Source organism: Streptomyces sp. NPDC012888 (assembly GCF_042900645.1).
Lineage (GTDB): Bacteria > Actinomycetota > Actinomycetes > Streptomycetales > Streptomycetaceae > Streptomyces.
This window is the reverse complement of record NZ_JBIBBM010000002.1, coordinates 469,060-495,317: the sequence shown is the minus strand read 5'-3', so window position 1 is coordinate 495,317 and position 26,258 is coordinate 469,060. Positions and strand designations below refer to the sequence as shown.

Below are 26,258 nucleotides of genomic sequence, written 5' to 3'. Positions count from 1 at the left end.
CGGCCGCGTCACGGCTCGTGCACCCGGGCCGCCCCCCGTGCTCCGGCCGGACCGCGCCAAGGGCTGACCGGCGCGGGTCCGGGCGCCGTACCATGGCGCGGTGCTGGTCAAGTGGATTCGCTGCACGGTGACGGATCGACGCGGGTTCGAACGCGGGCAGCGGAAATGGGCGGGGCTTCCCGGCGAACCGGGGTTCAGGGGGCAGGGCGGTGGCTGGAGCCGGGGAAGGCAGGGGGTCGCGCACGTCTTCGCGTTCTGGGAGAGCCGCGCGTTCTACGACTCCTTCATGGCCCGTTCGCACGACCGTCTGGCGGCCGCCCAGAACGGCACGTACACCGACGTCCGGGCCACCCTGTTCGATCACCGCTTCGACGTGAAGACCGGGTTCGAGCCGCGCTTCACCGACGCCGACGTGGTGCGGGTCGCGCACACCAGGGTGCGCGAGGGACGGGTCGACCACTTCGCGCTCATGCAGGAGAAGGTGTGGAACCCGGCCATGGCCGGCTCCCCGGGCATGCTGCGCGGGCTGTTCGGCGAGGCGCCGGGACGGGAGTTCCTCGTCCTGTCGATGTGGCGGTCGGCCGCCGAGCACGGCAAGTACCGGGAGGAGCGGGTCGAGCGGCTCTCGCTGCGCGCCCAGACCGAGGCCGACGTCGAGGCGCTCACCGGCGACGTCGTCGACCTGGAGCCTTCCTGGACGGTGTGAGGTGTGACGGGGCGAGGGATGTGATGATCATCCCGGCGTGCTGCGGTCGTCCGCCGACCGCGCCCGAACTAGTGTCGGAGCATGGTCCGACCACGACGCATCGTCCTTGTCCGGCACGGCGAGTCCGAGGGCAACCTCGACGACACGGTGTACGAGCGGGAGCCCGATCACGCCCTGCGGATGACCCCGGCCGGCCACCGGCAGGCGGTGGAAGCGGGGGAGCGGCTGCGCGAGCTCTTCGGCGACGAGCGGATCAGTGCCTACGTGTCCCCGTACCGCCGCACCCTGCAGACCTTCCGCGACCTCCGGCTCGACCCCACCCGGGTACGGATGCGGGAGGAGCCGCGGCTGCGCGAGCAGGACTGGGGGAACTGGCAGGAACGCGACGACGTGCGCATGCAGAAGGCCTACCGCGACGCCTACGGGCACTTCTTCTACCGCTTCGCACAGGGCGAGTCCGGCGCCGACGTCTACGACCGGGTCGGCTCCTTCCTGGAGAGCCTGCACCGCAGCTTCGAGGCCCCCGACCACCCGCCCAACGTGCTGCTGGTCACCCACGGCCTGACCATGCGGCTGTTCTGCATGCGCTGGTTCCACTGGTCGGTCGCAGAGTTCGAGTCCCTCTCCAACCCCGGGAACGGCGAGTTCCGGGTACTGGAGCTGGGGAAGGACGGACGCTACCGGCTGGACCGCCCGTTTGAGCGGTGGACCACACCCGAGCCTTATGACCTCGACGGCTAAAGTGGGCCGCGATGACCCCTCACTCCTCTCCCGACCGGCGCTACGAACGCGCCTTGGCCAGCCTGCGCGGACTGGCGGTGGGTGACGCCCTCGGCTCCCAGTTCTTCGTCCCCGCCAACTACCCCATGCTCAAGCGGCAGGAGCTCCCGCCCGGCCCCTGGCAGTGGACCGACGACACGGAGATGGCCTGCTCCGTGGTCGCCGTGCTCGCCGCGCACGGACGGATCGACCAGGACGCCCTCGCCGCCTCCTTCGCCGAACACCACGACTTCGACCGCGGCTACGGGCCCGCGGTCAACCGGATGCTGCGCCTGATCCGGGAGGGCGAGGACTGGCGCACCCTGGCCGCCGAGCTGTTCAACGGGCAGGGCTCCTGGGGGAACGGGGCCGCGATGCGGATCGCCCCGCTCGGCGCGTGGTACGCCGACGACCCCGAGCAGGCGACGCACCAGGCGGAGATCTCCGCCTACACCACGCACCAGCACCGGGAGGCGGTGTGCGGAGCGATGGCCGTGGCGGCCGCCGCCGCGCTGGCCGCGGATCCGGCCGGCCCGCCGACCCCGGAGGCGCTACTGGACGGGGTCGTCGCCCTGGTCCCGCGGAGCGCGGTGGGTGCCGGCCTGCGGAGGGCCCGGGACATGCTGGACTACGGCGACGCGACGACGGTGGCGGCCGTGCTCGGCTGCGGGCGCCGCACCAGCGCGCACGACACGGTGCCCTTCGCTCTGTGGTCCGCGGCACGCTCGCTGCGGGACTTCGAGGGCGCGTTCTGGACCACCGCCGGGGTGGGCGGGGACGTCGACACCACCTGCGCGATCGTCGGCGGGGTGCTGGGCGCGCGGACCGACGGCGGGGCTCCGGCCACCTGGCTGGCGCAGACGGAGGCGCTGCCGGCCTGGCTGCCCGAGCCCCGGGAGAAGTGACACTCGTGTGAGGTGACACGCTGGGTCCCGGGCGGGCACTCCGGCCACTCCTTCACGAATGCGACAACAGGGGTGCCGTCCGGCGAATCGGAACCTTCTCTTCCGCGGGTGGAGGGTCTCGCGACCCCCGCGATCGGAGGCCCCCGACCAGCATAATCACGGGAAGTGGCGGCGGGAGAAGGCTGTGCGAACGGCGGATGTGGCCGTCTCCACTGCCCTCCGGCACCCCCGGTGGGCGGTGTGCGGTCGCGAAGTCGGGAACATCGGCCGGTGAGCCGACGGCGAGCGGGGAGGGTCCGCGAAGCCCCGTGGGTGAGACGGAGCCGGGGCGGGGTGTCGCGGGGGGTCCCCAGCGGCGTAACCTTGCTGGCGCCATGCCGTACGAAGCACCCACCCACACCGTCGAACGCTCCCTCCGCGCAACCACCGGCGCCAAGGTCGTCGCCGGGGTCGACGAAGTCGGACGAGGGGCCTGGGCCGGCCCCGTGACCGTGTGCGCGGCGATCACCGGACTCCGCCGCCCGCCCGAGGGGCTCACCGACTCCAAGCTCCTCACCGCCAAGCGGCGGGACGAGCTGGCCGCAGTGCTGGAGGGCTGGGTCACCGCCCACGCGCTGGGCCACGCCTCCCCCGAGGAGATCGACGAACTCGGCATGACCGCCGCCCTCCGGCTGGCCGCCGGGCGCGCCCTGGACGCCCTCCCGGTCCGTCCGGACGCGGTGATCCTCGACGGCAAGCACGACTACCTCGGCGGGCCGTGGCGGGTCCGCACGGTGATCAAGGGCGACCAGTCCTGCATCGCGGTCGCCGCGGCCTCGGTCCTCGCAAAGGTCCGGCGCGACCGGATGATGGCCGAACTCGGCGAACCCGACGGCGACATCACCCCGTTCGCCTTCGCGGCGAACGCCGGATACCCGTCGCCCGTGCACCGGGCGGCACTTGAACAACTGGGGCCCACCGCGTACCACCGGCTCTCCTGGTCGTACATGGATGCGCTGCCCCAGTGGCGGCACCTCAAGAAGACCCGGCGCAGCGAGGAATCGCTGGATCTGGAAAACGGAGGCCAGCTCGGCTTCGATTTCTGATCGCGCCCACGTGCCACCCGCCGGTACGTTTCGTACCGGTGTTTGATAGACATCAACCCATGCCTCTCATCCCCGAGGAGCCTCAGATTCACGAGAGTGCCCAGGGTCCCCGCGTCACGCCGGCCGCGAGCCGCACCGCGCAGACCCCCCGTCCCGTACCTGGTCCGCGTCCCGCAGCCGTACCCCGGCCCGGGCGCCCCGGTCCCGCCCGGCCCGCGCCGCCCGTGCAGCGCGACACCACCGGACCCGTTCCCGCAGCCCCCTCGGTCTCCGCGGCGGTGCCGCAGATCCAGCTGATCCCGGCCTCGGCCGAGGGCGCCCTGGATGCCGCCGAGGAGGCGGTGGACCTCCTGCTCGACACCGGCCGCGCGCCGGGCGACATCCTGGTCCTGACCACCGGCGACCCGCACCCGTGGGCCGCGCACGAGCTGTCCTTCGGTGAGGCCGCGTACTGGGCGCAGCACGACGCCCGGGACGACGTCTTCTACGCCGACGCGACGCAGGCGGGACGGGCCCAGGCGCGTCCGGTCGTGGTCTTCGCGATCAACGGCGGTGCGCCGGAAGCCACCACCGAGTCCCTGCCGGTCGCGGTCCAGCGCGCCGGTGCGCTGCTGGTGGTGTGCGGCGAACCGCAGCAGATCAACTCCGTGCTGGGCGCGGGCGTCTGACGCCCCGTACCCGCGCGAGGGTGCGAGGGCGAGGGGCGGGGCGGGCCTACGGCCGGCCCCGCTGAAGCCCGCCCGCCTCCCGGCGGACGCCCCTCAGCGGGCGGCGGTACGGCGCAGCATCTCGGTCGCTCCGCCCCCCGTGCGCAGGGGCAGCGGAACCGGGTCCTTGGCGGTGTCGCCGAGCGGGAGCGGACGGGAGTCCGAAGCGGGGCTGCGGCCGCCGCGGCCCTCTCCGATCACCTGCCAGCCGTCCCGGGTGAGCGTGATGTACGCGCCGCAGCGCAGGCCGTGCAGGGTGCAGGCGTCACGCAGGCCCCACATCCAGGCGCCGTCCTCATCGGTCCACCGCCCGTCCCCCTCACGGCAGTAGAGCAGGATGGCGGTCCGGACCGGTGTGCGGCGGCGCAGGTCGTGCGGCAGCACCCGGCGCAACCGGGCCAGCAGGGCGTTCCGGTACTCCCAGCCGTCCGCCGAGGCCGTTCTCTGGGTGAAGGACGCGCTGGCCACGAGTCGGTCCTCGGGCCCGAGCACGGCTATCACCGCCACTCCGGGCACCGGGGCGTGCCGGGAGTGCAGCCCGCTGACCATCTCGCGTGGATTGCGGAGCAAGGGGACGTCGGCGGCGGTCCAGTCGGCCGGCTCCAGCAGTCGGCCGTGCCGGCTGGCCGAACCTCCGGCGGCTGCCAGAGACGGGTGCGCGGTCGGGGCGAATCCGAAGGCCACGGTCCTCCCTTCGGGTACACGCCCGCGAGCGGGCACGGCTGGGTGAAGGCGCGCCGCGGCGCGGCCGTGGAGAGTGCCGACGAGCCGAGCGGGAGCCCTCCAATTCTCGCGTGGCCCATCAGCGCGCGGCAACGAGCAATTGACGCAGCCGACCGGAATTGGACGGTATGCCGTTCATATCCTTGCCCTGCCGCGCCCTGGTTGACGCATTCGGCTAGGGCTGGACCGCGAGTACCAGCGGAAACACCTCCCGCGCGCCCGCTCGGCGAAGCTGACGGGCCGCCACGGCGAGGGTCCAGCCGCTCTCCGAACGGTCGTCGACGAGCAACACCGGACCCTGCGCCTCCGTCAGCTTCGCCGCCAATTCCGGTGGGACGGTCAAGGCCTGATGGAGTGCCCGGACCCGCTGTGCGCTGTTGGACGACGGAAGTCCGAAATCCGGGGCCTGGTCCGTGTAGGCGAGCGTGCCGAGCAGTGGCAGACGGCCGACCTCCGCGATCCGCGCGGCCAGGGTGCCGATCAACTGAGGCCTGCTTCGCGAGGGCAGTGCCACCACGCCCGCCGGCCGGGCCGGCGCGTCGGGCGCTCCGGAGGCCCAACCGCCCGGTCCCCTGGCCCAGTCGGCCAGCACGGACACCACCGCCTGCGCCACGTCGTCCGGGATCGGCTGGTCCGGTGCCTGGTCCGCCAGCATCGGGCGGAGCCGGTTGCCCCAGCCGATGTCCGACAGCCGCCCCAACGCGCGCCCGGTGGACGCCTGCTCGCCGGCCGGGATCCGGCCCTTGAGGTCGACGCCCACCGCGGCCAGACCCGTGGGCCACATGCGGCGCGGTTCCAGTTCCACGCCCGGCCGGGAAAGCTCCCCGCGGGCCGTGTCCAGCGCCGTCGTGGAGACGTCCGCCGTGAACCGGGCGCCCGCGCAGTTGTCGCAACGCCCGCAGGGAGCGGCGGACTCGTCGTCCAGCCTGCGCCGCAGGAACTCCATCCGGCATTCCGTGGTCGCCGCGTAGTCCCGCATCGCCTGCTGTTCCGCGGCCCGCTGGCGGCCCACCCAGGCGTACCGCTCGGTGTCGTACACCCACGGCTCGCCGGTCGCCGTCCAGCCGCCCTTCACCCGGTGGACCGCGCCGTCGACGTCGAGGACCTTGAGCATCGTCTCCAGGCGGGTCCGCCTGAGGTCGACCAGCGGCTCCAGGGCCGGCAGCGACAGCGGGCGGCCCGCCTGCGCGAGCACGTCCAGGGTCCGGCGGACCTGCTCCTCGGGCGGGAAGGCCACCGACGCGAAGTACTGCCAGATCGCCTCGTCCTCCCTGCCGGGCAGCAGCAGCACCTCGGCGTGCTTCACACCACGACCCGCCCGTCCCACCTGCTGGTAGTAGGCGATCGGTGAGGACGGCGACCCCAGGTGCACCACGAAGCCCAGGTCCGGCTTGTCGAAGCCCATGCCCAGCGCGGAGGTCGCCACCAGCGCCTTGACTCGGTTGGCCTGCAGGTCCTCCTCGGCCTGCAGCCGGTCCGCGTTCTCCGTCTTCCCGGTGTAAGAGGCCACCGTGTGCCCGCGGTGGCGCAGGTAGGCGGTGACCTCCTCGGCGGCGGCCACCGTCAGTGTGTAGATGATCCCCGAACCGGGGAGCTCACCCAGGTGGTCGGCGAGCCAGGCCAGCCGGTGGGCGGCGTCCGGCAGCGTCAGCACGGACAGGCTGAGGCTCTCCCGGTCCAGCGAGCCGCGCAGCACCAGGGCGTCACTGCCCGCCCCCGTGCCCAGCTGCTCGGCGACGTCCGCCGTCACCCGGGCGTTGGCGGTGGCGGTGGTCGCCAGCACCGGCACGCCGGGCGGAAGGTCCGCGAGCATGGTGCGCAGCCGCCGGTAGTCCGGGCGGAAGTCGTGGCCCCAGTCGGAGATGCAGTGTGCCTCGTCCACCACGAGCAGGCCCGTGGCGGCTGCCAGCTTCGGCAGCACCTGGTCGCGGAAGTCGGGGTTGTTCAGCCGTTCGGGGCTCACCAGCAGCACGTCGACCTCGCCGGCCGCCACCTCCGCCTGGATGGTCTCCCACTCCTCGGGGTTGGCCGAGTTGATGGTCCGGGCGTGGATCCCGGCCCTGGCGGCGGCTTCGACCTGGTTGCGCATGAGGGCCAGCAGGGGCGACACGATCACGGTCGGTCCGGATCCGGCGGCCCGGAGCAGGGAGGTGGCCACGAAGTACACGGCCGACTTGCCCCAGCCGGTCCGCTGCACCACCAGGGCCCGCCGCTTGTGGGCGACGAGCGCCTCGATGGCGAGCCACTGGTCCTCGCGCAGGCGGGCGGCGCCCGTCGCATCGCCCACGAGACGGGCGAGGACGGAATCGGCCGACGACCTCAGGTCTGCGTTCATGCCCCCATGCAACCCGATGCCGCCGACAACGCGCGAACGGCCGACGGCCTCTGTGGATGTTGAATGTCTAACTAATGCGCCGGGGAATGCGGGGACGCCCGGGTTATCCACAGGCGTTGCGAGTGGTCGGGGGCAGGCACGACCTTCGAGCCATGACGAAGAAGAACGAACCCATCAGCTCCCCCGCACCCGACTCGGGCGAGCAGATCACCCTGCGCAGCCCGGCCGAACTGGCCGACGCGCTGCCCTACATGGTCGGGTTCCACCCGACCGACTCCCTCGTGATGATCGCCGTCCACGGCGAGGCGGGCCGGTTCGGCGGCCGGCTCAGGCTGGGCATCCCCACGGCCCCCGACGAGTGGGAGGACACGGCCAGGGACGTGGCCGAGTGCCTCGTCCGCGGCAGCGAGCGGCGCGGCGCCAAGCCCGACGGCATTGTCCTGTTCCTCTGCCAGGACCCCGAGCCGGGGGAGAGCGCACAGCGGGTGATGACCCGGCTGCGGCCGCTGGCCCAGCGGATCAGGCTGGCCTGCGGCGCCCTCGACGTGCCGGTCATGGAAGCCCTGTGCATCTCCGACGGGCGGTACTGGAGCTACGTCTGCCCGGACAGCCGCTGCTGCCCGCCGGAGGGCAACCCCCTGGCCGCTCCCGGCACCTCGGTGATGGCAGCCGCCGCCACCTACGCGGGCCTCCACGTCAGGGGCACCCTCAGGGGCCTCCAGCGGCGTCTGGAACCACTGCGCGGACCGGCAGCCGAGGAACAGCTGGCCGCCCTCGACCGGGCCGCCGCAGCGCTGGTCCCCAGGATCCTCGAGGGCACCTCCCGGCAGGAGGTCGGCGCGGAGACCCTGGCCCTGGCCGGCACGCTCCTGCGCCGGATGGCCGGAGCCCCGCCCGCCGCGGGCGGAACCCCGGCCGACGAGTGGGACGACGCCCTGCTCGGGCACGACGAGGCGGCGGCGGTCATCCTCGGCCTGCAGGACCGGGAGGTCAGGGACATCGCCGCGGAATGGATGGAGGGCGAGGAGGCACCCCCGGCCCTGCGGCTGTGGCGGGCCCTGGCCCGCCGCTGCGTCGGCGCCTACCGGGAACACTCCGCGGCCCCGCTCACCCTGGCCGGCTGGGTGTCCTGGTCCACCGGAGACGAACCCACCGCCAGGATCGCCCTGACCCTGGCCCTCGACGTGGATCCCGAGTACCGCTTCGCCCAGCTGCTGCACCGCGCCTGCAACGAGGGCATCGACCCCGAAGGCCTGCGGGAGTGCCTGCGCGCCGAACGCCGCCGGCGCGAACCGCGCCGCAAGCGCGGCGCGCTGACCCGGCCGCCCGGCCGCCGAAAGCGCACGCCCCGGCCGGCCGGGCGGCACACCGCGGGGAGCGAGAAGTGAGGCGGGCCGCCGGCCCCCTCCGTCCCGCCCACGGGGTCCGCCCCGGGGCGGGACGGACCGACCCGCGCGGCGCACGTCATGGCACCCGCGGCCGGCGGCCGGAACCGCGTCGCGTGACCCGGGCGGGGGCGTTCGCGTTCAGCTGTGGGGCGGCGGACCGCGCAGCCCGGCCCGCGCACCGCACCCGCGTAGCCCACCGGAGCTCCCCCGAGGACGCAGGCACAGACAAGGCAGCCCGACACATGGCCCAACCCGCACCTCCCCCCCGCCGGCCCGAACTGCCGCCGGCGCACGCCGCCCTCATCTGTGTCGCCGCCCCCTGCCTGGTCATCTCCCCGGAACACGGCCAGCTGACCGGCCACGGCCTGGACGGGATCTACCGCTCGGGACGCCGGCTGCTGTCCCGGTGCCTGCTCCGCGTGGCGGGGCGCGACCCCGTGGCCGTCCAGGGCCGAAGCCTCGGCTCCGACCGGGCCGGATTCACCGCCACGGTGCGCACCGGCGCCGAGGCCGGCCCCGACCCGGACGTCGGCGTGGAACGTGTGCGGCACGCCGATGGCACCGAGCGGATCACCCTGCGCAACTTCACCGCCCGGACGCACCACCTGCCCGTCGAGGTGGCGCTGGGCACCGACCTGGCGGACCTGGCCGCCGTCGCCGCGGGCACGCCCGGCCCCGAACTGCCCGCCGGGGTGCACACCGCGGGGCTCCGCTGGACCGACGGCACCGCCCAGGCGGTGACCACCGCCGAGCCGGCCCCGGACGACGCGCTCGCCTCGGCGGGACTGCTGCGCTGGCAGCTGGAGCTGCCGCCGGGGGAGTCCCGCACCATCGAACTGCGCACGGTGCAGGAACGCACGTCGCGGGCCCCCGTCGGGCAGGTGGCCAATCCTCTGGGCGAGGCCCGGGCGGAGGGGGACGACCCCCGCACCGACAGCTGGTTCCGCACCAGCGTCCAGGACCTCGGCGCCCTGCTGCTGCGGGACCCCGCCACGCCCTCGGACGCCTTCGCGGCGGCCGGTGCGCCCTGGCGCCTGGGCCTCGCCCCGGCCGACTCCCTGTGGGCCGCAAGGATGGCCCTGCCGCTCGGCACGGGGCTGGCCGCGGCCACCTTGCGCATCCTCGCCCGGAGCCAGGAGGGCGGGCGCGGCCCGGAGGCGGGCCGGATCCCCGGCCCGTTGCGCGGGGCCGGACCACAGCTGCCGCCGGGCTGCACCGGCACCGAGGCGACCCTGGCGTTTCCCGTGGTCCTCGCCGAGGCCCGCCGCTGGGGACTCGGCGAACGGGAGGTCGCGGAGCTCCTGCCGGCGGCCGAGCGGTGTCTCGGCTGGCTCCGCTCCGCTGTGGGGAAGGACGGGTTCCTGGCCGACCCCGATCCCGGCCCCCGGCGGTGCGAAACCCAGGCCCACGCCCACCGGGCGGCACTGCTCGGCGCCGACCTGCTCTCGGAATGCGGCCGCCCCGGCGCCGATGAGTGGCGGGACTGGGCCGCGGAGCTGCGCGACCGGTTCCGGGAACGCTTCTGGACCGACGCCGACGGGCCGTCCGGCGGCCGCCCCGCCGCGGCCCTGCATCCCGACGGACGGCCGCTGCCCCGGCTCACCTCCAGCGCGGTGCACCTGCTCGACACCGGGCTGCTCGGTGGCGGCCGGCTCGCCCCCGGACTGCTCGACACCGTCCGTACCGAGCAGCTCGCCAGACTGCTCGGGGCGCCGGCGATGGACTCCGGATGGGGGCTGCGCAGCATGGCCCTGCGCGAGCCGGGCCACAACCCCTTCGGCCACCGCGCCGGGGCGATCAGGCCCCAGGAGACCGCCGTGGCGATCTCGGGCCTGGCCGCGGCCGGGTTCGAGAAGGAGGCCGCCGGCCTGCTCCGCGGACTGCTCGACGCCGCCCAGCACTTCGCGTACCGGCTGCCCGAGATGTACGCGGCCGAGCAGCGCACCGCGGGCAGCGCCCCGCTCCCGCACCCGGCCGCCTGCCGGCCCGCCGCGGTGGCGGCAGCGGCCGGGATCCAGGCCTTGACCGCGCTGGCCGGAATCAGGCCGGACGCCCCGGCGGGCACGGTCGCCCTGGCCCCCTTCGGCAGCGCCCCGCTCGGGGCGCTGCGCCTCTCCGGGCTCCGCGTGGGAGGCGAGCCGTTCGCGGTGCGCGTGAGCCGGCTCGGGCTGGGCATGGTGGAGGAGGCCGCCGATGCGCTGCAACTGGCCACGTAGGTGGAGGGTCATCGGCCTCCGGATCACCAAAGCGCTGTTTATCGTCAAGCAGACGACTATGATCGCGGCATGTCGCCCTACGACCCGTCGGCCTATCCGCCCTTCGCCGTCACCGTCGACCTGGTCGTGCTCACCGTACGCGGCCCCGCGCTCTGTGCGCTGGTGGTCAAACGAGGGGAGCAGCCGTTCCAGGGCCGGTGGGCGCTGCCCGGCGGTTTCGTGCGGGGCGACGAGGACCTGGCGGCGGCGGCAGCCCGGGAACTCTCCGAGGAGACCGGTCTGTGCGCCCACGACCCGGCCCACCCCGATGCCGGCAACGGGGCGCACTTGGAACAACTGGCCACGTACGGGGACCCGCAGCGGGACCCGCGGATGCGGGTCGTCAGCGTCGCGCACCTCGTCCTCGCCCCCGACCTGCCGGCACCGCGGGCCGGTGGTGACGCCAACAGCGCCCGCTGGGCCCCGGTCGACGAGCTCCTCGCGCCCGCTCCCGACGTGCTTCCGCTCGCCTTCGACCACGCGAAGATCCTCGCCGACGGTGTCGAACGGGCCCGCTCCAAGATCGAGTACTCCTCGCTCGCCACCGCGTTCTGCCCGCCCGAGTTCACCGTCGGCGAGCTCCGCAGGGTCTACGAGGCGGTCTGGGGCGTGGCGCTCGACCCGCGCAACTTCCACCGGAAGGTCACCGGCACCCCCGGCTTCCTGGTTCCGGCCGGCGGTACCACCACCCGTCAGGGCGGGCGGCCGGCCCAGCTGTTCAGGGCGGGCGGCGCGACCCTGCTGAACCCGCCGATGCTCCGACCGGAAGTCTGACGATCCGACACCGAACCGGACCGGTTGCGTAGTAAATCGGACATATCGCGTTATCTTGCTTGCGGTACTCACCCTGCCGCAGAGCGGTCTCACCCCCCGCGAGAGAAGCGATGCTCCAGGCCATCGGACTCACCAGTGCACCCCGCCGGGACCTTCCGCCCCGTGTGGACGACCTGACCTTCGAAGCCCATGCAGGTCGGGTGACAGCCCTCCTGGGCGAACCCGGCTCGGGCAAGACCACGACCATCCGCCTCATGCTCGAACTCGAGCCCGGACGCGGGGTCACCTACTTCCGCGGCCGCCCACTGCACCGGATCCCCCATCCGGGACGCGAAGTGGGAGTACTGCTCGGAGACGTCCCCGGACATCCCGCACGCACCGTCCGCAACCAGCTCCGGATGCTCTGCGCAGCCGCCGGGGTGCCCGCCTCCCGGGCGGACACCATGCTGGACATCGTCGGCATCGCAGGCCTGCGCGACCAGCGCCTCGGCTCCCTCTCGCTGGGCATGGACCGCCGGGTCGGGCTCGCGGCGGCCCTGCTCGCCGACCCGTGCACCCTGCTCCTCGACGAGCCGGCGGCCGGGCTCTCCCCCCGGGAACAGGCGTGGATGCACGGTTTGTTGCGCAACCACGCCGCACTCGGCGGAGCGGTGCTCTTCACCACGGACGACTCCAAGGAGGCCGCCCGCACCGCCGACCGGGTCGTCACCATCGCGGCCGGGCGGATGGTCGCCGACCAGGACGGGGCCGAATTCGCCCGGACCAGGCTGCGCCCCAGAGTGGCCGTGCGCAGCCCGCACGCGGCCCGGCTCGCCGACGTGCTCGGCCGTGAGGCGCGGGCCGCGCAGCGGCCGGTGGAGATCGTCGAGGAGAGCGGCAGCCGGCTCTCCGTGTACGGCAGCAGCTGCGCGGAGATCGGAGAGACGGCCTTCCGGAACGGTGTGCTCGTCCACCAGCTCGCCGACGAGACCGGGGACGCCGGCGCCCCCGTGCCCCCGCCACGGGCCCGGGCCGGCGAGGAGGGCGCGGCCCGGCAGGGGCCGGCCGTCCGACCCGGGCGGGCGGACTCGGGCCGGGCGCCCTCCCCCGTCCGCCGGGTGGGCGGTCCCCTCAGGCCGCTGCGATACGAGCTGCGGCGCGTCTTCGGCACCGCCACCCCGGCCCTGACCGCGGCCGTGGTGGTGGCGGTGTCGGTGCTGGTCGCCGTGCTGCTCGCCCGGGCCGGCGGGACCTCGCAGAACCGGCTGCTCGCCGCCTGGCCGCAGCTGCTGCCGCTGCCACCGGCCGCCCTGGGGGCCGGGCTGCTCGGAGCCCTCGCCTTCGGCGAGGAGTACCGCTATCCCGCGCTCGCCGCGGACCGCGGCACCGTGCCCCGCCGGCTAGGGCTGCTGGTGGCGAAGCTCGGGGTGTGCTCCGCCCTCGCCCTGCTCCTCGGCGGACTGGCGGTCACCGCCGACGCGGCCGTCCTCAAACTGGTCTTCGACCACGGTCCGCTGCGGGCCCCGGCGGAGTGGATCGTCCCGGCCGCGAGCTGGGCCGGGCTGCTCGTCGGCTGTGCCTGGGCCGGGGTGCTCGCCTCGGGGGTGTTCCGCTCGGCGTCGGCCGGGCTGGCCGCCGTGCTGGCGGTACCCGTGCTCGTCGTACCGCTGGTCCGCAAGGCGCTGGACGGGCCCTCGGCCTATCCCGTGACCGGGCTCGCCGCCCGGCTGCGGGGGCTGAGCTGGGCGCACTGGCCCCCCGAGGCGGACCGGCTGGTGCTCGGGGCGCTGCGGGTGATGGCCCAACCCGTCGGCACGGCCCTGCTGCTCTCGCTGACGGCGCTGCTCTGCGCCTACGCATGCACCGGACTGCGCGGGAGAGTCCGCTGGTGATCGGTTCCTTACGATAAGTCGTCAATTGCGCAGGGGGCGCTGATCACCCTTTCGTGTGCTTTTCACCAAAGACCTCAAGGGTCTTCCGAGCACGGCCGACAAAGGATTCGTGAGTACCCTTGCGCACGCCATGATGACCGCCGCCCGCCATGCCGACTCCGGCCTCGCCGGCCCGGGCGAACTCGACCGCTACCCCTACGCGGAGGCCCCAGGGACCGACCGCGTCGGCGCCCCCCACTGGGACGGGGCCGACGTCGAGCTGGGCCGCGTCGGCCGCCGTGCCGCGGGCAGCCGCGGCCGCGGCCTGCACGGCCAACTCGTCCAGCAGCTCGGACAGATGATCGTCTCCGGCGACCTGGGCGCGGACCGCCCGCTGGTCCCCGAGGAGATCGGCCAGCGTTTCGAGGTCTCCCGCACGGTGGTCCGCGAATCGCTGCGGGTCCTGGAGGCCAAGGGCCTCGTCAGCGCCCGCCCCAACGTCGGCACCCGGGTCCGCCCGGTCAGCGACTGGAACCTGCTCGACCCCGACATCATCGAGTGGCGGGCCTTCGGCCCCCAGCGCGAGGACCAGCGCCGCGAGCTCAACGAACTCCGCTGGACCATCGAACCGCTGGCCGCCCGGCTCGCCGCCGGCCACGGACGCCAGGACATCCAGCAGCGCCTCTCCGACATGGTCGAGATCATGGGCCACGCCCTCGCCCAGGGCGACGCGATCACCTTCGCCCGCGCCGACAACGAGTTCCACGCGCTGCTCATCCAGGTCGCCGGCAACCGCATGCTCGAGCACCTCTCGGGCATCGTGTCCTCCGCCCTCCAGGTCTCGGGCAGCGCGGTCACAGCGTGTGACCGTCCGAGCGAGACCTGCGTCTCCCACCACGCCCGGATCGTCGAGGCCCTCGCCTCGGGGGACGCGGTCGGAGCCGAGAACGCGATGCGCCAGCTGCTGACGGTGCATCCGGAGGTCGAGCGCGTCGTCCCCGCACCGCGCGAGCACTGACGGGAGGCGCGCTCATGTGCGCGGGGATAGGGCGGACCACCCCGTCGCCGGGCCCCGCGGGCCCGGCGACAGGACCGCCGGAACCCTCCCCTCCGCGGGGCGTGTGATTCGGGCCACGAATATTTGCGCGTAACACTCTGCGAGGTCGTGCGATGACCTAAGAGGTGATGGCCGACGGAAGGAAGACAGCAGCCGTTCCGGGTGCTGTGCAGCTCCCAGGCCCTGCCGCGCCGCCGGCCCATCCCCCGTCGGTGGTCGTCGGCTCCGGTCGAGCACCAGGCCGGGGTCGGAAGCCGTTTCCATCGTTCCGAGAGGTTGTTCGTGTCGGCCAGCACATCCCGTACGCTCCCGCCGGAGATCGCCGAGTCCGAGTCTGTGATGGCGCTCATCGAGCGGGGCAAGGCCGAGGGGCAGATCGCCGGCGATGACGTGCGTCGGGCCTTCGAGGCTGACCAGATTCCGCAAACCCAGTGGAAGAATGTTCTGCGCAGCCTCAACCAGATCCTTGAGGAAGAGGGTGTGACGCTGATGGTCAGTGCCTCGGAGTCACCCAAGCGCACCCGGAAGACCACCGCGGCGAAGGCGCCGGCCAAGCGCGCGGCCACGAAGACAGCCACGACCAGGACGACGGCGGGCAAGGCGGCAGCAGCCCCCGAGGACCGCCCCGCGGAGCCCGACACCGCCGACGCCGTCGAGGACGAACCAGGAACGGAGCCCGCGGCCGTCAAGAAGACCGCGGCGAAGAAGACGGCGGCCAAGAAGACAGCGACCGCGAAGAAGACCGCCGCCAAGAAGACGGCGGCGAAGAAGACCGCCGCGAAGACCCCCGACGAGCCGGCCGAGGAAGAACCCCTGGAAGAGGGTCCCGGCAAGGCCGAGGAGGAGGAGAGCGGCGAGGCCAAGGGATTCGTCCTGTCGGACGATGACGAGGACGACGCCCCCGCCCAGCAGGTCGCCGTCGCCGGCGCGACAGCCGACCCGGTCAAGGACTACCTCAAGCAGATCGGCAAGGTCCCGCTCCTCAACGCCGAGCAGGAGGTCGAGCTCGCCAAGCGCATCGAGGCGGGCCTGTTCGCCGAGGACAAGCTGGCCAACTCCGACAAGCTCGCGCCCAAGCTCAAGCGCGAGCTGGAGATCATCGCCGAGGACGGCCGCCGGGCCAAGAACCACCTGCTGGAGGCCAACCTCCGCCTCGTGGTCTCCCTCGCCAAGCGCTACACCGGCCGCGGCATGCTCTTCCTGGACCTCATCCAGGAGGGCAACCTGGGTCTGATCCGCGCCGTGGAGAAGTTCGACTACACCAAGGGCTACAAGTTCTCCACCTACGCGACCTGGTGGATCCGGCAGGCGATCACCCGCGCCATGGCCGACCAGGCCCGCACCATCCGCATCCCGGTGCACATGGTGGAAGTGATCAACAAGCTGGCGCGCGTCCAGCGCCAGATGCTCCAGGACCTCGGCCGCGAGCCCACCCCGGAGGAGCTGGCCAAGGAACTCGACATGACCCCCGAGAAGGTCATCGAGGTCCAGAAGTACGGCCGCGAGCCGATCTCCCTCCACACCCCGCTGGGAGAGGACGGCGACAGCGAGTTCGGTGACCTCATCGAGGACTCCGAGGCGGTCGTGCCGGCCGACGCGGTTTCCTTCACCCTCCTCCAGGAACAGCTGCACTCGGTGCTCGACACCCTCAGCGAGCGGGAGGCCGGTGTGGTCTCCATGCGCTTCGGGCTCACCGACGGCCAGCCTAAGACCCTGGACGAGATCGGCAAGGTCTACGGGGTCACCCGCGAGCGGATCCGTCAGATCGAGTCCAAGACCATGTCGAAGCTGCGCCACCCGTCGCGTTCCCAGGTGCTGCGCGACTACCTGGACTGACAGCGGACGGTGGCCGCGCGGGTGCGCGCGGCCACCCGGCATCCCACTCTGGGGTTAGTCACACACCCGGAGTCAGGAGGCCTGATGCGTCGTCCCTTCGCCCGCGTGCTGGCGGGCGCACTCACCCTGGCGGCAGGAGCCGCCGCCATACCTCTGGCCCAAGCCCCGTGGGCGGCCGCGGACGGAGTGGTGATCGGGGGGAAGCCGGTGAAGGTCACCGAGAGTCCGTGGGTGGTGGCCCTGTCCAGCCGTGACCGGTTCGGGCGTACGCGCGCGGGTCAGTTCTGCGGCGGTGTGATCGTCGGACCGACCACTGTGGTCACGGCGGCGCACTGTCTGGGCCGCCAGGTGCTCGGCGGCCCGGTGGAGTCCGTGCCCGACCTCCGGGTGATCACCGGCCGGACCGAGCTGAGGGCCGCCGAGGGCCGTGAGATAGCCGTACGCGCGGCCCGTGTGAACCCGGCGTACGATCCGGCGACCAATGCGGGCGACCTCGCCGTGCTGGAACTGCGGGAGGCGGTGCCGGCCCGGAACGTCCTGCCCCTGGCCGGGGAAGGGGACGCGGCCTACGAGCCCGGTACCGAGGCGACCGTGTACGGCTGGGGGGACACCAGCGGATTCGGTGACTACGCGTACGGCCTGCGTGCCGCCGGAGTGACCATCCTGCCGGACGAGACCTGCAAGGCGGCGTACCCGGGCGACGCCGACGGGCGCTTCGTCGCGGGGTCCATGGTGTGCGCCGGCCACCACGAGGGCGGCAAGGACGCCTGTCAGGGCGACAGCGGGGGGCCGCTGGTGGCCCGGGGCAAGCTCATCGGGGTCGTGTCCTGGGGCCGTGGCTGTGGCCGGGCGGACAGCCCCGGCGTCTACACGCGGATCGCCCCGCTGGCGGTTTTCGTCACCTCCGGGCGATGAACGAGGACGGGCGGCACTCCTGGGTTGCAGGGGTGCCGCCCGTCGACCGGCCTGGCCGGTCGTGGCTCGTCAAGATGCGAGGGTCAGCGGTCCTCGGATTCGGCGCTGGCCGGGGTGGCCGTCAGCCTGTCGGTCTCATCCTGTATTTCCGCGGCGATCTTCTTGAGTTCCGGCTCGAACTTGCGACCGTGGTGGGCGCAGAAGAGCAGTTCACCGCCGCTCATCAGGACGACGCGCAGATACGCCTGGGCGCCGCAACGGTCGCATCGGTCAGCGGCCGTCAGCGGGGTCGCGGGGGTCAGAACAGTAGTCACGTCGCCTCTTCTCTAGCTCGACGAGCTGTCGTACCAGGGTCAACATCCAACCAGGCCGAAAACGTTCCCGCTCGCGGCTTTTCCTCGAAACTTCCTTCCGAAGCTGGCCGGCTGCTGCCGGTTGGCGGCGAAGGAGCCGTATTGCGTTGCTTTACGGTTTCGCGGTGTTTGTCGTGCTCGTTACAGGTTGCAATCCTCCCGGCTGGTGTGCCGGTTGTTCATGAGGACGTGCCCGAACCCTAAATGGTTCATGCGCGGAAGGGAACGTGATGTTTGCTTCACCCCATCGGGGGATCGAACACCCGTGCGGTTCTGTACTAGGCTGATGAACCGCGAGGGTGGCGTTGCATCGGCTCTACCAGGCCTCGGTACCCTCTGACGGGCAACCGACCCACCCCCCGGTCCGACCGGACCGGAAAAGAAATTCAGCGAGGAGCGAACTGCGTGACCGCCGACACGTCCGTGCCTTCCAGCGCGCTGCTGACCGGAGCAGACCGGGACGGCTCCAACTACACCGCGCGGCACCTCCTCGTCCTCGAAGGCCTGGAAGCCGTCCGCAAGCGCCCCGGCATGTATATCGGGTCCACCGACAGCCGTGGCCTGATGCACTGCCTCTGGGAGATCATCGACAATTCCGTCGACGAGGCCCTGGGCGGCTTCTGCGACCACATCGAGGTCGTCCTCCACGACGACGGCTCGGTCGAGGTCCGGGACAACGGCCGCGGCATCCCGGTCGACGTGGAGCCGAAGACCGGCCTGTCCGGCGTCGAGGTCGTCATGACCAAGCTGCACGCCGGCGGCAAGTTCGGCGGCGGCTCGTACGCCGCCTCCGGCGGTCTGCACGGAGTCGGCGCTTCCGTGGTCAACGCCCTCTCCGCCCGCCTGGACGTCGAGGTCGACCGCAACAGCTCCACCCACGCCATCAGCTTCCGCCGCGGCGTCCCCGGGATCTTCACCGAGCAGGGGGCGGAAAGCCCCTTCGACCCCGGCAACGGCCTCCGCAAGGTCAAGCGGATCCCCAAGGGCCGGACCGGCACCAGGGTCCGCTACTGGGCCGACCGGCAGATCTTCCTCAAGGACGCCAAGCTCTCCCTGGAGACCCTCTACCAGCGCGCCCGGCAGACGGCCTTCCTCGTCCCCGGCCTGACGATCGTGGTCCGCGACGAGCGCGGCATCGACGGCGCCGGCAAGACCGAGGAGACGTTCCGCTTCGACGGCGGAATCAGCGAGTTCTGCGACTACCTGGCCCAGGACAAGGCCGTCTGCGACGTGCTCCGGCTGACCGGCCAGGGCACCTTCAAGGAGACCGTCCCGGTCCTGGACGACCGCGGCCACATGACCCCCACCGAGGTCACGCGCGAGCTCGGCGTGGACATCGCCCTGCGCTGGGGCACCGGGTACGAGACCGCGGTCAAGTCCTTCGTGAACATCATCGCCACCCCCAAGGGCGGCACCCACGTGTCCGGATTCGAGCGCTCGGTCACCAGGACGGTGAACGAGGTCCTCCGCTCCGCCAAGCTGCTGCGCGTCGCCGAGGACGACGTCGTCAAGGACGACGCCATGGAGGGCATGACCGCCGTCGTGACCGTCCGCCTGGCCGAGCCGCAGTTCGAGGGCCAGACCAAGGAGGTGCTCGGCACCTCGGCCGCCACCCGCATCGTCGGACAGGTGGTGGCCAAGGAGCTGAAGGCCTTCCTGACCTCCACCAAGCGGGACGACAAGCAGCAGGCCCGTGCCGTGATGGAGAAGATCGTCGCGGCCGCCCGGACGCGCATCGCCGCCCGCCAGCACAAGGAGGCGCAGCGCCGGAAGACCGCGCTGGAGTCCTCCTCGCTGCCGGCCAAACTGGCCGACTGCCGCAGCGACGACGTGGACCGCAGCGAGCTCTTCATCGTCGAGGGCGACTCCGCCCTGGGCACCGCCAAGCTCGCCCGCAACTCGGAGTTCCAGGCCCTGCTGCCCATCCGGGGCAAGATCCTCAACGTCCAGAAGTCCTCCGTCTCGGACATGCTGAAGAACACCGAGTGCGGTGCGATCATCCAGGTCATAGGGGCGGGCTCGGGCCGTACCTTCGACATCGACCAGGCCCGCTACGGCAAGGTCATCATGATGACCGACGCCGACGTCGACGGCTCCCACATCCGCACGCTGCTGCTCACCCTCTTCCAGCGGTACATGCGGCCGATGGTCGAGGCGGGCCGGGTCTTCGCCGCCGTGCCGCCGCTGCACCGGATCGAGCTGGTCCAGCCCAAGAAGGGCCAGGACAAGTACGTCTACACGTACTCGGACAACGAGCTGCGCCAGACCCTGCTGGAGTACCAGCGCAAGGGAATCCGCTACAAGGACTCGATCCAGCGCTACAAGGGCCTCGGCGAGATGGACGCCGACCAGCTCGCGGAGACCACCATGGACCCGCGTCACCGCACCCTGCGCCGGATCAACATCGGTGACCTGGAGGCCGCTGAGCAGGTGTTCGACCTGCTCATGGGCAATGAGGTGGCTCCGCGCAAGGAGTTCATCACCAGCTCGGCGGCCACCCTGGACCGCTCGCGCATCGACGCCTGACGGCTGCCGCGAGGCCGCTTCACCCCATCACCTGATGGGGTGAAGCGCACCGGTACACCAGTCCGGAAACCGTCCTTCCGCACATCCTTGGGGCACGCGGCCACTGCGGTCGCGGACAAGGAGAGTTCGGTGGACAAGCACGATCGTCGCGAAGCCGGAACGATCCGGTTCGACGACCCCTGGTACGACGCGCTGGCCGCCGGCTGGGGCGAGGGCGCGGCCGAGGAAGCGGAACGCCCAGATCCGACGCGCCCGGTCCCCGACGCGGCCGAGATCTACCGGGAGGTGCAGCGCAGCGCCGCCTTCCAGGAGGTCCGGGGTCGCTACCGCCGCTTCGTGGTCCCCGCCACCCTGGCCTTCCTGCTCTGGTACGTCGCCTACGTGGTCGCGGCCACCGCCGCACCGGAGCTGATGGCCCGGCCCGTGGTGGGCGCGGTCAACGTGGCCCTGCTGGCCGGGCTGGGACAGTTCCTGAGCACGTTCCTGCTGACCTGGGCCTACACCCGGCACGCCCGGCTGCGCCGGGACCGGGTCGCCCTCGACCTGCGCTGGACGGTCTTCGACCGGGAACGCAGCCGGGAGGCCGGCCGGTGACCACCGAGCACCAGACCCTCGCGCTGGTCCTGTTCAGCGCCTTCATCGCGGTCACCCTGGGCATCACCACCTGGGTCAGCCGCAACCGGCACGGCTCGCCGGAGGAGTTCTACGCCGGGGGAAGGCTGTTCTCCCCCATGGAGAACGGTTTCGCCATCGCGGGTGACTACATGTCCGCCGCCTCCTTCCTCGGCATCTCCGGGCTGATCGCCCTCTTCGGCTACGACGGGATGCTCTACTCCGTCGGCTTCCTGGTGGCCTGGCTGGTGGTGCTCTTCCTCGTGGCCGAACTGGTCCGCAACTGCGGCCGCTTCACCCTCGCCGACGTGGTCGCCGCCCGGATGCGCGAGCGCCCCGTGCGGATCGCCGCCGGAACCGCCTCCGTCACCGTCTCCGTGCTCTACCTGATCGCCCAGATGGTGGGCGCGGGCAGCCTGGTCGGTCTGCTCCTGGGGAGCGGCAGCGCGACCGCCCGCACCTGGACGGTGATCGGGGTGGGAGCGCTGATGGTGGTGTACGTGTCCTTCGGCGGGATGCGGGCCACCACCTGGATCCAGATCGTCAAGGCCGTGCTGCTGATGGGCGGCGCGATCACGCTGACCGTGCTGGTACTGCTGCGCTTCCACGGGGACTTCGACCAGCTGCTGCGCAGCGCCGCCGCGCGCAGCGGGCACGGCGCGGACTTCCTCGGCCCGGGCCTCCGGTACGGGGCGGACTGGACCTCGCGGTTCGACTTCATCAGCCTCGGCCTCGCCCTGGTCCTGGGTACCGCGGGCCTGCCGCACATCCTGTCCCGCTTCTACACCGTCCCCACCGCCCGCGCCGCCCGCCGCTCGGTGGTGTGGGCCATCGGGCTGATCGGCGGCTTCTACCTGATGACCATCGTGCTCGGGTTCGGTGCGGCCGCCCTGGTCGGGCCCGAGGCGGTACGTGCCTCCAACGCCTCCGGGAACACCGCCGTTCCCCTGCTCGCCGCCTTCCTGGGGGGCGGGGCCGACTCCACCGGCGGAGCGGTGCTGTTCGCCGTGGTGGCGGCCGTGGCCTTCGCGACCATCCTGGCGGTGGTCGCGGGGATCACCCTGGCCTCCTCCGCCTCCGTCGCGCACGACCTCTACGCCTCCTTCCGGCGCAGGGGCGCGAAACAGCGCAGCGAGGTGGCGGTGGCCCGGGCGGCGGCGGTGGGCATCGGCGCCGTGGCCATCGCCCTCGGGCTGCTCGCACAGGACCTCAACGTCGCCTTCCTGGTGGGCCTGGCCTTTGCCGTCGCGGCCTCCGCCAACCTTCCGGTGCTGATGTACTCGCTGTTCTGGCGCGGGTTCACCACCCGGGGGGCGGTGTGGTCGGTGTACGGCGGACTGGTTCCGGCGGTGCTGCTCGTGGTGTTCTCCCCGGTGGTCTCGGGGAGTCCCGAAGCCCTTTTCCCGGGGGTCGACTTCGCGCTGTTCCCGCTGCAGAACCCGGGCATCGTGTCGATCCCCCTCGGATTCCTGGCCGGCTGGCTGGGCACCGCCACCTCGGGCGAACGCGCCGACGAAGCCGCGTACGCCGAGACCGAGGTCCGCTCGCTGACCGGCGCCGGGGCGGTGTGAGTCCGCTTCCCGACCGGGCGGCGGTCAGACCGCCGGGCCGGCGGGGATCCAGGCGTAGCGGTGTTCCGGGCGGCCGGTCTCGCCGTAGCGCAGGGTGAGACGGACGCGGCCCGCCCGGTCGAGGAGTTTCAGGTACCGCTGGGCGGTCTGCCGGCTGATGCCGGCGCGGTCGGCGATCTCCTGGGTGGAGAGCGGACCGTCGGCGGAACGCAGTACCTGCCGGACCAGTTCGGCGGTGGTGGGGGAGTGGCCCTTGGGCAGGTGCACCTGGGTCGCCGCGCCGGCCAGGGCCCCGAAGATCCGGTCCACCTCGGCCTGTTCGGCCTCGCCACCCACGTCCAAGGTGCGGCGCAGGGCGCCGTACGCCTCCAGCTTGGCGCGCAGTCCGGCGAAGGTGAACGGTTTCACCAGGTACTGGAGGGCGCCGAGCCGCATGGCCGACTGGACGGTGGCCAGGTCACGGGCCGCCGTGACCATGATCACGTCGGTCTGGCGGCCGAGCTGGCGGAGCCGCCGCACCAGGTCCAGGCCGTTCCCGTCGGGCAGGTAGTGGTCCAGGAGCAGCAGGTCCACCGGGCGGCCGGACTCGACGAAGGCCAGTGCCCCGGCGGCGGAATGGGCCTGGGAAACCACTTCGAATCCGGGAACCTTCGCTACGTACGCCGCGTTGATCCTGGCAACACGCACGTCGTCGTCGACGACCAATACGTGGATCGGGGTCACGGCCGCGGGGGCCGTGCCCGCCGTCCCGGTCATCGCAGGGCCTCGGGAAGTACGACGGAGAACTCCGCCCCTCCGTCCGCTGCTTCACCGGCCCGGGCGCTGCCTCCCTGCCGCTCGGCGAGGCGGCGGACCAGCGCCAGACCGAGGCCGCGTTCGCGGTGCGCCCGGGGCTGCTTGGTGGACCAGCCCTCGGTGAAGATCTCCTCGTGCCGGCCGGCGGGCACACCGGGACCGCTGTCCCGCACCCGCAGAACGGCGGTGCGGCCCTCGGCACGCAACTCGACCTCCACGCGGGCTCCCGGGGAACCGGCCGAGGCGTCCAGGGCGTTGTCGACCAGGTTGCCGAGGATGGTGACCAGCCCTCCGGGGTCGACGAGGCGGTCGGGCAGCAGCGTGTCGGGGGCCAGCCGCAGCGAGACGCCCCGCTCGGCGGCCACCGTGGCCTTGCCGACGAGCAGGGCCGCCAGGAGGGGATCGCGCACCCTCTCGGTGACCTGTTCGGCAGTGGTGCGATGTACACCGGCCACTTCGGTGACGAACTCCACCGCGTCCTCGTACAGGCCGAGTTCCAGCAGACCGAGGAGAGTGTGGAGACGGTTGGCGTGCTCGTGGTCCTGGGCGCGCAGGGCGTCGATCAGGCCCCGGGTGGAGTCGAGTTCCCGGCCGAGGCGCTCCACCTCGGTACGGTCGCGGAGGGTGGCGACCGCACCGCCGTCCGCGGTGGGCATCCGGTTGGCCACCAGTACCCGGGGGCCCTGGACGGTGAGCAGGTCGTTCCCGGTGACCCGGCCGGCCAGGACGTCGGTGGTGCGGCCGGCCCCGAGCACCTCGTCCAGGGGGCGGCCGGCCAGCGAGGTCGGGTCGAGGCCGAGGAGGCGGGCCGCCTCGTCGTTGACCAGCCGGATCCGGTCGTGACGGTCGAGGGCGACCACGCCCTCGCGAATGGAGTGGAGCATGGCCTCGCGTTCGGCGAGCAGGCCCGCGATGTCGGAGAAGGCCAGGTCGCGGGTCTGCCGCTGGATCCGGCGGGAGATCGCGTAGGCGGCCAGTGCGCCGACCGCCAGGGCCCCGCCGGCATAGGCGAGCAGGCTGGGGATGGCGTCCAGGAGGCGGGCGCGGACGCTGTCGTACTCGATGCCGACGGAGACGGCACCGACGGGTTCGCCGTCCGCCGCGAGCAGGGGGACCTTGCCGCGCGCGGAGCGGCCGAGGGTTCCCTCGTCGATCTCCATCACCTCGTGGCCGGCCAGGACGTCGGTGGGGTCGGTGGAGACGTGCCGGCCGATCCGGTCGGGGCTGGGGTGGGAGCGCCGGATGCCGTCCCGGTCGAGCACCACCACGTACTCGGCGCCGGTGGCGCGCCGGATGCGTTCGGCGGCGGCCTGCACCGGGCTGTCGGGGGCGGGACGGGTGGCGAGCAGGCCCGCGGCCACGGAGGGGTCGGCGGCGGTGCTCTGGGCGATGGCGAGGGCGCGTCGCATCGCCTGGTCGTCGAGCTGGGCGCTGAGCGGTGCGAGGAACAGCCCGGTGGCCAGCACGGCGACCCCGGCCGCTATGGCCAGCTGGGTCAGCAGGATCTGGGAGACCGCCCGCCGGGGCAGTCGCAGGGCGCGCCGGGTGCTCATGTCCGGAAACGGTACGGGGCCGGTCGCCGGGTGGGAACCGGGGGCGTCGCCGGGGGGAGGGAGGGCCGGGAGCGTCGGCTTCACCGGCGATCGCGCCGCTGCCGCACGTGCGGGCCGTCGTAGGGGAGGCGCTGCCCGGGCGGGCCCCGGCCTGCGCCCGGTCCGGCCGGCTCGCCGGGCGGCGCGCGGCGCTCCCCGTGCTAGGGCGCCGCTGGATTCCGCCCCCCGTCTGCGGCATCGGCGCCGACCGGTGGGCGGTCGATGCGCTTACCACCCGTGCCGCCGTCCCCGTCCCGCTCACCGCACTCCGCCGGCGAACCGGGTCGCGGCCGGGCGCGCCCTGCAGCGCTGGTTGATCTCCGCCATCGACCACGCTTCGACGCCTCCACCGGCGCCGACGTCGCGGCCCTGCGGCAGCCGAGCGGGCTGGCTACGATCGACCGGGTGAACAGGCAGCCCATCCCCGTCGTCGTACTGGCCGGCTTTCTCGGCTCCGGCAAGACCACTCTCCTCAACCACCTGCTGAGGACCAGCAGGGGCACCCGGATCGGGGTGGTGGTCAACGACTTCGGCTCCATCGAGATCGACGCGATGAAGGTCGCCGGGCAGGTCGGCGACTCGATGGTCTCCCTCGGCGGAGGCTGCCTGTGCTGCGCCGTCGACGGCAGCGAGCTCGACACCTACCTGGACAAGCTCGCCCAGCCCCAGCACCGGATCGACGTGATCGTGATCGAGGCGAGCGGCCTGGCCGAGCCCCAGGAGATGATCCGCATGCTCGTCGCCAACGAGAACCCCGGCATCACCTACGGCGGCCTGGTGGAGGTCGTGGACGCGGCCGAGTTCGACTCCACCCGGACCCGGCACCCGGAGACGGACCGGCACCTCGCCGCGGCCGACCTGGTGGTCCTCAACAAGACCGACCGCGTCGACACCGCGGAGCGGTCCCGCATCGAAGGGCTGCTGGCGGAGCTGTGCCCGGGCCGGCCGGTCGTCGCGGCGGACCACGGCCGGATCGACCCGGAGCTGCTCTTCGACCGCAGGCCGTGGACCGAGACCAGGGGCCAGCTCTCCTTCGAGGACCTCCTCTCCGAGGCCGAGGCCGGAGCCGAAGCCGAAGGTGAAGCGGCCTGCGGGCACGTGCACGCGGCCTACCAGAGCACCGAGTTCGTCTCCGACCAGGCACTGAGCCCGCGCCGGTTCATCGACTTCCTCGACGCCCGTCCGCCCGGCCTCTACCGGATCAAGGGCTACGTCCACTTCGGGGTGCCCGGCCACCAGGAGAAGTACGAGATCCACGCCGTGGGACGGTTCCTGCGGTTCACCCCGCTCGGCTGGGAACGGTCCGAGCCGCGCCTGACCCGGCTGGTCCTGATCGGGTCCGGTACGGACACCCCGGCCCTGCTCGCCGGGCTCGACGCCTGCCGGGAGCCGGCCCCGCAGAACACCCCGCCCGAGGCCATGTGGGGCGTGCTCCGGTACGTCTGGCGGCCCGAGGCGGAATCCGGGCCCGAGGACCACGCCGAGCCCGGGGCGGAGCCCGTGCTCTGAGGCGG

Annotated in this window: 21 protein-coding genes; 16 read left to right on the top strand and 5 right to left on the bottom strand. The window is 72.8% G+C overall.

What is annotated here, in order from left to right:
- Positions 1-100: 100 nt before the first annotated feature.
- The 5 genes from ACFY61_RS04570 to ACFY61_RS04550 all read left to right on the top strand — a co-directional run bounded on the left by ACFY61_RS04570 (position 101) and on the right by ACFY61_RS04550 (position 4,123).
- Positions 101-706 carry a YdbC family protein gene (locus ACFY61_RS04570; protein WP_389466863.1) on the top strand — a complete coding sequence of 202 codons (606 nt, stop codon included), beginning with the start codon at positions 101-103 and terminating at the stop codon, positions 704-706.
- A gap of 81 nt (positions 707-787) precedes the next feature.
- Positions 788-1,447: a histidine phosphatase family protein gene (locus ACFY61_RS04565; protein ID WP_389466861.1), complete on the top strand. Its 660-nt coding sequence runs from the start codon at positions 788-790 to the stop codon at positions 1,445-1,447.
- Between the two features lie 11 nt (positions 1,448-1,458).
- Positions 1,459-2,370 carry an ADP-ribosylglycohydrolase family protein gene (locus ACFY61_RS04560; RefSeq protein ID WP_389466859.1) on the top strand — a complete coding sequence of 304 codons (912 nt, stop codon included), beginning with the start codon at positions 1,459-1,461 and terminating at the stop codon, positions 2,368-2,370.
- Between the two features lie 374 nt (positions 2,371-2,744).
- Positions 2,745-3,455 (top strand): ribonuclease HII, encoded by a 711-nt coding sequence (locus ACFY61_RS04555; protein WP_389466857.1) that lies wholly within the window; start codon positions 2,745-2,747, stop codon positions 3,453-3,455.
- Between the two features lie 59 nt (positions 3,456-3,514).
- On the top strand, positions 3,515-4,123 hold the full coding sequence (locus tag ACFY61_RS04550; RefSeq protein WP_389466855.1) for a hypothetical protein: 609 nt from the start codon (positions 3,515-3,517) through the stop codon (positions 4,121-4,123).
- Positions 4,124-4,216: 93 nt separating this feature from the next.
- Here ACFY61_RS04550 and ACFY61_RS04545 read toward each other — a convergent pair whose 3' ends face one another.
- Together ACFY61_RS04545 and ACFY61_RS04540 are read right to left on the bottom strand one after the other, a co-directional pair.
- Positions 4,217-4,846, bottom strand: a complete 630-nt coding sequence (locus ACFY61_RS04545) for a hypothetical protein (RefSeq protein ID WP_389466853.1) — start codon at positions 4,844-4,846, stop codon at positions 4,217-4,219.
- Positions 4,847-5,060: 214 nt separating this feature from the next.
- A complete protein-coding gene (locus ACFY61_RS04540; protein ID WP_389466852.1) occupies positions 5,061-7,220 on the bottom strand; it encodes a RecQ family ATP-dependent DNA helicase in 2,160 nt (719 codons plus the stop codon).
- A 152-nt stretch (positions 7,221-7,372) separates the two neighbouring features.
- Here ACFY61_RS04540 and ACFY61_RS04535 point away from each other — a divergent pair, with 152 nt between their 5' ends.
- From ACFY61_RS04535 to ACFY61_RS04505, 7 genes are all read left to right on the top strand, one after another.
- Positions 7,373-8,608 (top strand): DUF4192 domain-containing protein, encoded by a 1,236-nt coding sequence (locus tag ACFY61_RS04535; RefSeq protein ID WP_389466849.1) that lies wholly within the window; start codon positions 7,373-7,375, stop codon positions 8,606-8,608.
- 242 nt (positions 8,609-8,850) lie between these two features.
- Complete coding sequence (locus ACFY61_RS04530) at positions 8,851-10,824, top strand: glycogen debranching N-terminal domain-containing protein (protein ID WP_389466846.1); 1,974 nt, start codon at positions 8,851-8,853, stop codon at positions 10,822-10,824.
- Positions 10,825-10,893: 69 nt separating this feature from the next.
- The gene (locus tag ACFY61_RS04525; protein ID WP_389466844.1) at positions 10,894-11,637 is read left to right on the top strand and encodes an NUDIX domain-containing protein; all 744 of its coding nucleotides are present in this window, start codon (positions 10,894-10,896) and stop codon (positions 11,635-11,637) included.
- A gap of 110 nt (positions 11,638-11,747) precedes the next feature.
- On the top strand, positions 11,748-13,508 hold the full coding sequence (locus ACFY61_RS04520) for an ATP-binding cassette domain-containing protein (RefSeq protein ID WP_389466843.1): 1,761 nt from the start codon (positions 11,748-11,750) through the stop codon (positions 13,506-13,508).
- Positions 13,509-13,563: 55 nt separating this feature from the next.
- Positions 13,564-14,505: a FadR/GntR family transcriptional regulator gene (locus tag ACFY61_RS04515; RefSeq protein WP_389466840.1), complete on the top strand. Its 942-nt coding sequence runs from the start codon at positions 13,564-13,566 to the stop codon at positions 14,503-14,505.
- 315 nt (positions 14,506-14,820) lie between these two features.
- Positions 14,821-16,380 (top strand): RNA polymerase sigma factor, encoded by a 1,560-nt coding sequence (locus tag ACFY61_RS04510; RefSeq protein WP_389466838.1) that lies wholly within the window; start codon positions 14,821-14,823, stop codon positions 16,378-16,380.
- Positions 16,381-16,464: 84 nt separating this feature from the next.
- On the top strand, positions 16,465-17,295 hold the full coding sequence (locus tag ACFY61_RS04505) for a S1 family peptidase (protein ID WP_389466835.1): 831 nt from the start codon (positions 16,465-16,467) through the stop codon (positions 17,293-17,295).
- Between the two features lie 83 nt (positions 17,296-17,378).
- Here the strand turns inward: ACFY61_RS04505 and ACFY61_RS04500 are convergent, their stop codons facing one another.
- The gene (locus tag ACFY61_RS04500; protein WP_389466833.1) at positions 17,379-17,609 is read right to left on the bottom strand and encodes a hypothetical protein; all 231 of its coding nucleotides are present in this window, start codon (positions 17,607-17,609) and stop codon (positions 17,379-17,381) included.
- Positions 17,610-18,053: 444 nt separating this feature from the next.
- On the opposite strand from ACFY61_RS04500, the gene ACFY61_RS04495 reads away from it, so the two are divergent.
- The 3 genes from ACFY61_RS04495 to ACFY61_RS04485 all read left to right on the top strand — a co-directional run bounded on the left by ACFY61_RS04495 (position 18,054) and on the right by ACFY61_RS04485 (position 22,357).
- Positions 18,054-20,174, top strand: a complete 2,121-nt coding sequence (locus ACFY61_RS04495) for a type IIA DNA topoisomerase subunit B (protein WP_389466830.1) — start codon at positions 18,054-18,056, stop codon at positions 20,172-20,174.
- Positions 20,175-20,303: 129 nt separating this feature from the next.
- The gene (locus ACFY61_RS04490) at positions 20,304-20,768 is read left to right on the top strand and encodes a DUF485 domain-containing protein (RefSeq protein WP_389466828.1); all 465 of its coding nucleotides are present in this window, start codon (positions 20,304-20,306) and stop codon (positions 20,766-20,768) included.
- A complete protein-coding gene (locus ACFY61_RS04485) occupies positions 20,765-22,357 on the top strand; it encodes a cation acetate symporter (RefSeq protein WP_389466825.1) in 1,593 nt (530 codons plus the stop codon). Before ACFY61_RS04490 ends, ACFY61_RS04485 begins: the two co-directional genes overlap by 4 nt.
- A gap of 24 nt (positions 22,358-22,381) precedes the next feature.
- Here ACFY61_RS04485 and ACFY61_RS04480 read toward each other — a convergent pair whose 3' ends face one another.
- Both ACFY61_RS04480 and ACFY61_RS04475 read right to left on the bottom strand, forming a co-directional pair.
- Entirely contained in the window at positions 22,382-23,113 is a 732-nt protein-coding gene (locus ACFY61_RS04480; RefSeq protein WP_389466822.1) for a response regulator, read from the bottom strand.
- Positions 23,110-24,705, bottom strand: a complete 1,596-nt coding sequence (locus ACFY61_RS04475; protein ID WP_389466820.1) for an ATP-binding protein — start codon at positions 24,703-24,705, stop codon at positions 23,110-23,112. The genes ACFY61_RS04480 and ACFY61_RS04475 overlap by 4 nt, the downstream gene beginning before the upstream one ends.
- Before the next feature lie 444 nt (positions 24,706-25,149).
- On the opposite strand from ACFY61_RS04475, the gene ACFY61_RS04470 reads away from it, so the two are divergent.
- Positions 25,150-26,253: a CobW family GTP-binding protein gene (locus tag ACFY61_RS04470; RefSeq protein ID WP_389466817.1), complete on the top strand. Its 1,104-nt coding sequence runs from the start codon at positions 25,150-25,152 to the stop codon at positions 26,251-26,253.
- The last annotated feature ends 5 nt before the right edge of the window (positions 26,254-26,258 follow it).